This is a genomic window from Aestuariivirga sp., assembly GCF_046294715.1.
Classification (GTDB): domain Bacteria; phylum Pseudomonadota; class Alphaproteobacteria; order Rhizobiales; family Aestuariivirgaceae; genus Aestuariivirga.
On the sequence record NZ_JBKBKI010000060.1, the window covers coordinates 1 to 7,741 of the forward strand.

Consider the following 7,741-nt stretch of genomic DNA (forward strand, 5'->3'; position numbering starts at 1 on the left):
GAGCGAGCGCATTTCCTTAACGAGCACGTTGAAGCTTTCGGGGATGCCCGCCTCGAAGGTGTCGTCGCCGCGCACGATGGCCTCATAGACCTTCGTGCGGCCGGCCACGTCGTCCGACTTGATGGTGAGCATCTCCTGCAGCGTGAAGGCGGCGCCATAGGCTTCGAGCGCCCACACCTCCATTTCGCCGAAGCGCTGGCCGCCGAACTGCGCCTTGCCGCCCAGCGGCTGCTGGGTGACGAGCGAGTAAGGCCCGATGGAACGGGCGTGGATCTTGTCGTCCACCAGGTGGTGCAGCTTCAGCATGTAGATGTAGCCGACGGTCACCTGGCGGTCGAAGGCTTCGCCCGAGCGCCCGTCATAGAGGGTCACCTGCCCAGAGGTCGAGAGGCCCGCGTCCTTCAGCATGGCCGCGATGTCTTCCTCCCGGGCACCGTCGAAGACCGGCGTGGCGATCGGCACGCCGCGGCGGAGGTTCTCGGCGGCTTCGAGAAGCGAACCGTCGTCGAGGCCCTCGAGCTCGTCGTGCCTGCCGTAGATGCGGTGCATCTCCTCGCGCAGCGGCTTGACGTCGCGCGAGTCCCTGCAGGCATCGAGCAGGCTGGCGATCTTCCGGCCCATGCCGGCACAGGCCCAGCCGAGGTGCGTCTCCAGGATCTGGCCCACGTTCATGCGCGACGGCACGCCGAGCGGGTTCAGCACCACGTCCACGTGGGTGCCGTCCTCGAGGAACGGCATGTCCTCGATGGGGACGATGCGCGAGACGACGCCCTTGTTGCCGTGACGGCCGGCCATCTTGTCACCCGGCTGGATCTTGCGCTTCACCGCCACGAAGACCTTGACCATCTTCATGACGCCCGGCGGCAGTTCGTCACCGCGCTGAAGCTTGTCCACCTTGTCGTGGAAGCGCGTATCGAGGCGCTTCTTCGACTCGTCGTACTGCTGCTTCATCGCCTCGAGCTCGCCCATCGCCTTCTCGTCGCCGAGCGCGATGTTCCACCACTGCGACTGCGGCATGTCCTCGAGGGTCTTCCCGGTGATCGCGCCTTCGATCCTGTGGCCCTTCGGGCCGCCGGTGGCGGACTTGCCGAGCAGGAAATCGTGCAGGCGGCCATAGGAATTGCGGTCGAGGATGGCGAGTTCGTCGTCGCGGTCCTTGGCGAGGCGGTCGATCTCCTCGCGCTCGATCGCCTGGGCGCGCTCGTCCTTGTCGACGCCGTGACGGTTGAACACGCGAACCTCGACGACCGTGCCGGAAACACCGGGCGGCAGCCGGAGGGAAGTGTCGCGCACGTCCGATGCCTTCTCGCCGAAGATGGCGCGGAGCAGCTTCTCCTCCGGCGTCATCGGGCTTTCGCCCTTGGGCGTGATCTTGCCGACCAGGATGTCGCCCGGCTTCACCTCGGCGCCGATATAGACGATGCCCGCCTCGTCGAGGTTCTTGAGCGCCTCTTCGCCGACGTTCGGAATGTCGCGGGTGATCTCCTCCGGCCCGAGCTTCGTGTCGCGCGCCATCACATCGAATTCCTCGATGTGGATCGAGGTGAACACGTCGTCCTTCACGATGCGCTCGGAGAGCAGGATCGAGTCCTCGAAGTTGTAGCCCATCCACGGCATGAAGGCGACGAGCACGTTCTGGCCCAGGGCGAGATCGCCAAGGTCAGTGGACGGACCGTCGGCGATGATGTCGCCGGCCTTCACCGCGTCGCCCACCCGCACCAGCGGACGCTGGTTGATGCAGGTGTTCTGGTTCGAGCGCTGGAACTTGGCGAGGGTGTAGATGTCGACGCCCGACTTCGACGGGTCCGTCTCCTCCGTGGCGCGGATGACGATGCGCTTGGCGTCCACCTGGTCGACCACGCCGGAGCGGCGGGCGGCCACGGCGGCGCCGGAATCGCGCGCCACCACGGCTTCCATGCCAGTGCCCACGAGCGGCGCGTTGGTGCGCACCAGCGGCACGGCCTGGCGCTGCATGTTCGAGCCCATCAGCGCGCGGTTGGCGTCGTCGTTCTCGAGGAACGGAATGAGCGCGGCCGCGACCGAGACGAGCTGCTTCGGCGACACGTCGACGTAGTCCACGCGGTCCGCCGGAACGGTGAGCACGTCGCCTGCATGGCGCGCGATGACGAGGTCCTCGGCGAAGCCGCCGTCCCTGTTCAGCGCGACGTTGGCCTGGGCGATGTGATGCTTCTGCTCCTCGATGGCCGAGAGATAGACCACGTCGTCCGAAACGCGGCCGTCGACCACCCGGCGGTAGGGCGTCTCGATGAAGCCGTACTTGTTGACGCGGGCATAGGTCGCGAGCGAGTTGATGAGGCCGATGTTCGGGCCCTCCGGCGTCTCGATCGGGCAGATGCGGCCGTAATGCGTCGGGTGCACGTCGCGCACCTCGAAGCCGGCGCGCTCGCGCGTGAGGCCGCCCGGTCCGAGCGCCGAGAGGCGGCGCTTGTGGGTGATCTCCGAGAGCGGGTTCGTCTGGTCCATGAACTGCGAGAGCTGCGATGAGCCGAAGAACTCACGCACTGCGGCGGCGGCGGGCTTCGCGTTGATCAGGTCGTGCGGCATCACCGTGTCGATGTCGACCGACGACATGCGCTCCTTGATGGCGCGCTCCATTCGGACGAGGCCGAGACGGTACTGGTTCTCCATGAGCTCGCCCACCGAGCGCACACGGCGGTTGCCGAGATGGTCGATGTCGTCCACCTCGCCCTTGCCGTCGCGCAGCTCGTGCAGCGTCTTGATGACCGAGATGATGTCGTCCTTCCGCAGCACGCGCATGGTGTCCGGCACGTCGAGCTCGAGGCGCATGTTCATCTTCACGCGGCCCACGGCGGAAAGATCGTAGCGCTCCTGGTCGAAGAACAGGCCGTTGAACAGCGCCTCCGCGGTCTCGCGCGTCGGCGGCTCGCCGGGGCGCATGACGCGGTAGATCTCGACGAGCGCCTGCTCGTAGCTCTCCACCTTGTCTGCCTTCAGCGTGTTGCGGATGTAGGGACCAGTGTTGATGTGGTCGATATCGAGCAGGCGGAGCTCGGCATAGCCGGCATCCTTCAGCGCGTTCAGCATCTTCTCGCCGATCTCGTCGCCGGCTTCGGCGTAGATCTCGCCCGTCTTCTCGTTGACGAGCTCGTCGGCGAGGTAGAGGCCGTGCAGGTCCTCGTCGCGCACCAGCAGTTCCTTGACGCCGTCCTCTGCGATCTTGCGGGCAAGGCGCGGGGTGATCTTCTTGCCGGCTTCCACCACGACCTGGCCGGTCTTGGCGTCGATCAGGTCCACCGACGGCTTGATGCCCCTGAAGCGCTGCGCGTCGAACGGCGTCTTCCAGCCGTCCTTGCCGAGCTTGTAGGTGACCGTCTTGTAGAAGGTGTGCAGGATCTCCTCGGAATCGAGGCCCAGCGCGTAGAGCAGCGTGGTGATCGGCAGCTTGCGGCGCCGGTCGATGCGGGCATAGATGATGTCCTTCGCGTCGAACTCGAAGTCGAGCCAGGAGCCGCGATAGGGAATGATGCGTGCTGCGAAGAGCAGCTTGCCCGAGGAATGGGTCTTGCCCTTGTCGTGGTCGAAGAACACGCCGGGCGAACGGTGCATCTGCGAGACGATCACGCGCTCCGTGCCGTTCACCACGAAGGTGCCGTTGGCCGTCATGAGCGGCATGTCGCCCATGTAGACGTCCTGCTCCTTGATGTCCTTCACCGACTTGGACTGGGTGTCCGGATCGATTTCGAACACGATCAGGCGCAGCGTCACCTTGAGGGGCGCCGCGAAGGTCATTCCGCGCTGCTGGCACTCGTCGACGTCGAACTTCGGCTGCTCGAACTCGTAGCGCACGAACTCGAGCATGGCCTGGCCCGAGAAATCCGTGATCGGGAAGACCGACTTGAAGACGGCCTGCAGGCCCTCGTTCGCCCGCCCGCCTGCCGGTTCCTTCATCTGCAGGAACTGGTCGTAGCTCTCGCGCTGAACCTCGATCAGGTTCGGCATCTCGGCCACTTCGATATTCTTGCCGAAGAACTTGCGGAGGCGTTTGCGGCTTGCAGCGGACTGTGTTTCGGCCATTGGTTTTCCTTGAGTTCTGAAACAAGCATATTCGACAGCTTGCCGGACCCGCTTTTTCGAAGCGGATCTGGCAAGCCGTCGCGGACGGCGCGATACTGGCCCGGCGGCGCCCCGTGGAATCAGGACGCCGCCGGAAAAGGCGTTACTTCAGCTCGACCTTGGCGCCAACCGCCTCGAGCTTCTTCTTCATGGCTTCGGCGTCGGCCTTGTTGACGCCTTCCTTCACGGTCTTGGGAGCGCCCTCGACCAGGTCCTTGGCTTCCTTGAGGCCCAGGCCGGTGATGGCGCGGACTTCCTTGATCACCTCGATCTTCTTGTCGCCGGCGGCGGCGAGAACGACGGTGAACTCCGTCTTCTCCTCGGCCGGAGCGGCAGCGGCGCCGCCAGCGCCCGGAGCGGCGGCGACGGCCACCGGAGCGGCGGCGGAAACGCCCCACTTCTCCTCGAGCATCTTGGAGAGTTCGGCAGCCTCGAGAACGGTGAGGCTGGAGAGGTCTTCGACGATTTTGGCGAGATCGGCCATTTCAGTATCTTTCTGTCAGTCGGTTGGTTGGGTTGACTTGAGGCGTGGCGTCTTTAGCCAGCAGCCTGATCCTTGGTGGCATAGGCGTTGAAGACACGCGCCAGCTGACCGCCAGGAGCCTGCAGCACACCAGCGATCCTGGTGGCCGGGGCCTGGATGAGGCCGATCAGCTTGCCCCGCAGCTCGTCGAGCGAGGGCAGGTCAGCGAGTGCCTTGACCGCATTGGCGTCCATCACGGTCTTGCCCAGCGCGCCGCCGAGGATCACGAACTTCTCGTTCCCCTTGGCGAAGGCCGAGGCGACCTTCGGAGCCGAGACGGGATCGGCGGCGTAAGCCACCATGGTCGGACCCTGGAAGAGGTCCTTGATCCCGGCTGCGTCAGTGCCATCAAGAGCAAGCTTGGCGAGACGGTTCTTGGCGACCTTCACGGTCGCCCCCGCCTGGGCCATCCTGCTACGCAGGTCATTGACCTGGTTCACGGTGAGGCCCTTGTTGTGGGCCACAACGATCACACCGGTGGACTTGAACACCTGGTTGAGCGTTGCGACGAGCTCTACTTTTTCAGCTCTTTCCACTTGCTCTCTCCTGTATGGCGGAAGGGCTTTGGACCCCACCGCCGTTGGACCAACCGCTCAAGACACCAACCACACGAGGCAGGGCGCTTTGAGCGGCGCTCACGTGCCTGTCCCCCTCCGCCAGGTGGCCCCGGCTTCGGGTGTGAGGTCCAAACCGACTTGGAACCCCCATATGGGGGTTCGAATTCCGTTTTGACACCCATCTCATGCAGGCTGGGCTTTTAAGCGGAGCATCGCTGCACCGCGCCTGCAATCTCGGACAGGTAATCCAGAGTTCGAGGAACCCTGGTCAATCCGCTGAAATCCTTGGGAGATTTCAGCGGAAACTTGCTTTCGGCTTACGCCGCGCCGCCCGTCACGGAGGCGAGGTCAAGCTTGAGGCCCGGTCCCATGGACGAAGAAATGGACAATTTCTTGACATAGGTACCCTTGGCCGCCGGCGGCTTGGCCTTGATCACGGCATCGACGAAGGCCTTGATGTTCTGGTTCAGCTGCTCGTCCGAGAACGAGGCCTTGCCCACACCGGCCTGCACGATGCCCGCCTTTTCAACCCGGAACTCGACGGCGCCGCCCTTGGCGGCCTTGATCGCACCCGCAACGTCCATCGTCACGGTGCCGACCTTCGGATTCGGCATCATGCCGCGGGGGCCCAGCACCTTGCCGAGACGGCCGACGAGACCCATCATGTCCGGCGTGGCGATGCAGCGGTCGAAGTCGATCTGCCCCTTGTTCACGATCTCGAAGAGTTCCTCGGCACCCACGACGTCCGCCCCGGCCTTCTTGGCTTCCTCGGCCTTCGGGCCCTTGGCGAAGACGCCGACGCGCAGATTGCGGCCGGTGCCGTTCGGCAGGTTCACGACGCCGCGGACCATCTGGTCCGAGTGGCGCGGATCGACGCCGAGGTTCATGGCGATCTCGATCGTTTCGTTGAACTTGGCGTTGGCGCGCTCCTTCACCAGCTTCACGGCCTCCTCGAGGCCGTAGAACTTCTGGCGGTCGACGCCTTCGCGGTTCTTTGCAATGCGCTTTGCGAGCTTTGCCATCGTCTTACTCCACCACCTGGAGGCCCATGGACCGGGCAGAGCCGGCAATTTCACGCGCAGCCGCGTCGATGTCGCGGGCATTCATGCCCTTCAGCTTCTGCTCGGCGATCTCGCGGCACTGGGCCATCGTCACCTTGCCGACGAAGGCACCCTTGCCGGGCTCCTTCGAGCCCTGCTTGATGCCCGCGATCTTCTTGAGGAAGTAGGACGCCGGCGGCGACTTCATCTCAAAGGTGAAGGACTTGTCCTGATAGGCCGTGATGACGACCGGAACAGGCGAGCCCGGCTCCATCTTCTGCGTGGCGGCGTTGAACGCCTTGCAGAATTCCATGATGTTGAGGCCGCGCTGACCGAGAGCGGGGCCGATCGGCGGAGACGGATTGGCCTGTCCCGCCGGCACTTGCAACTTTACGTAACCGACAATCTTCTTTGCCATTCTAGTTCCCTCGCCGGACAAGCCGGCTGATTGAGGTTAGTGGTCCGGCTTGTTGAAGGCCTCCCACCGGATCGGACAGGGCGGTCAGCGGAGCTTCTCGACCTGGCCATACTCGAGTTCGACAGGCGTGGGCCTGCCGAAGATGGACACGGCCACCTTGAGCCGCGACCGTTCTTCATCCACCTCCTCCACCTGGCCGGAGAAGGAAGCGAAAGGACCATCGGCGACGCGAACCTGCTCGCCGACTTCGAAGGTGAGGGTGGACTTCGGACGCTCGACACCCTCCGCCACCTGGTTCAGGATGCGGGCCGCCTCGGCGTCCGAGATCGGAATGGGCTTGGAGTCCGAGCCCAGGAAACCCGTAACCTTCGGGGTGTTCTTGATCAGGTGGAAAGCCTGGTCGGTGAGTTCCATCTTCACCAGCACATAGCCGGGAAAGAACCGCCGCTCGGACTTTATCTTGCGGCCGCGACGAACCTCGATCACCTCTTCGGTGGGGACGAGCACCTGTTCGAACAGGTCGGCAAGCCCCTTCTGGGCGGCCTGCTCCTTGATGGAGTCGGCCACCTTTTTCTCGAAGTTCGAGTAGGCGTGAACGATGTACCAGCGCTTTGCCATGTGTGCCTGCCCGTCCGCCCTCTAGCCCGCGATACCGAGTAGCCACTGAACGCCGCGGTGCAGCACGGCGTCAACGGCAAGGAAGAACACGGCCGCGATCGCCACCATGATGAAGACCATCACGGTCGAGATCATGGTCTCGCGGCGGCTGGGCCAGGCTACCTTGGCACCCTCCTCGCGGACCTGCTGGAGAAACTCGAACGGATTGGTCTTGGCCACCTTGTTCTTCCTGAAATCTGGCAGGGGCAGTAGGGCTCGAACCCACGACCTGCGGTTTTGGAGACCGCCGCTCTACCAACTGAGCTATACCCCTATCAGCGCGGCGCACCCTCAACTTAAGGAGCGCGCCGCACCATTTAAAGTCAGTCCGTGATCTTGGCGACGACGCCGGCGCCGACGGTACGGCCGCCTTCACGGATGGCGAAGCGCAGCTTCTCCTCCATGGCGATCGGCGTGATCAGTTCGACGTCGAAGGAGATGTTGTCGCCCG

At 64.2% G+C, this 7,741-nt stretch carries 7 protein-coding genes, 1 tRNA gene and 1 pseudogene; all 9 read right to left on the bottom strand.

The genetic code is table 11. The annotated features are described in order from the left end of the window. Positions 1 to 4,056: DNA-directed RNA polymerase subunit beta (gene rpoB, locus ACK4HL_RS20195; protein WP_409764597.1), on the bottom strand; the 4,056-nt coding region annotated here is incomplete at its 3' end. Positions 4,057 to 4,198: 142 nt separating this feature from the next. After that, entirely contained in the window at positions 4,199 to 4,579 is a 381-nt protein-coding gene (gene rplL / locus ACK4HL_RS20200; protein ID WP_409764600.1) for a 50S ribosomal protein L7/L12, read from the bottom strand. 53 nt (positions 4,580 to 4,632) lie between these two features. Next, positions 4,633 to 5,154, bottom strand: a complete 522-nt coding sequence (gene rplJ, locus ACK4HL_RS20205) for a 50S ribosomal protein L10 (protein ID WP_409764603.1) — start codon at positions 5,152 to 5,154, stop codon at positions 4,633 to 4,635. A 338-nt stretch (positions 5,155 to 5,492) separates the two neighbouring features. Continuing rightward, positions 5,493 to 6,197 carry a 50S ribosomal protein L1 gene (gene rplA, locus ACK4HL_RS20210; protein WP_409764606.1) on the bottom strand — a complete coding sequence of 235 codons (705 nt, stop codon included), beginning with the start codon at positions 6,195 to 6,197 and terminating at the stop codon, positions 5,493 to 5,495. A gap of 4 nt (positions 6,198 to 6,201) precedes the next feature. After that, complete coding sequence (gene rplK, locus ACK4HL_RS20215; RefSeq protein WP_409764609.1) at positions 6,202 to 6,633, bottom strand: 50S ribosomal protein L11; 432 nt, start codon at positions 6,631 to 6,633, stop codon at positions 6,202 to 6,204. 84 nt (positions 6,634 to 6,717) lie between these two features. Beyond that, positions 6,718 to 7,251 carry a transcription termination/antitermination protein NusG gene (gene nusG / locus ACK4HL_RS20220; protein WP_409764612.1) on the bottom strand — a complete coding sequence of 178 codons (534 nt, stop codon included), beginning with the start codon at positions 7,249 to 7,251 and terminating at the stop codon, positions 6,718 to 6,720. Positions 7,252 to 7,272: 21 nt separating this feature from the next. After that, the gene (gene secE, locus ACK4HL_RS20225) at positions 7,273 to 7,470 is read right to left on the bottom strand and encodes a preprotein translocase subunit SecE (protein ID WP_409764614.1); all 198 of its coding nucleotides are present in this window, start codon (positions 7,468 to 7,470) and stop codon (positions 7,273 to 7,275) included. A gap of 18 nt (positions 7,471 to 7,488) precedes the next feature. Next, a tRNA-Trp gene (locus tag ACK4HL_RS20230) sits at positions 7,489 to 7,564 on the bottom strand. A gap of 49 nt (positions 7,565 to 7,613) precedes the next feature. Beyond that, positions 7,614 to 7,741: pseudogene (tuf, locus tag ACK4HL_RS20235) on the bottom strand (elongation factor Tu); the annotation flags it as partial.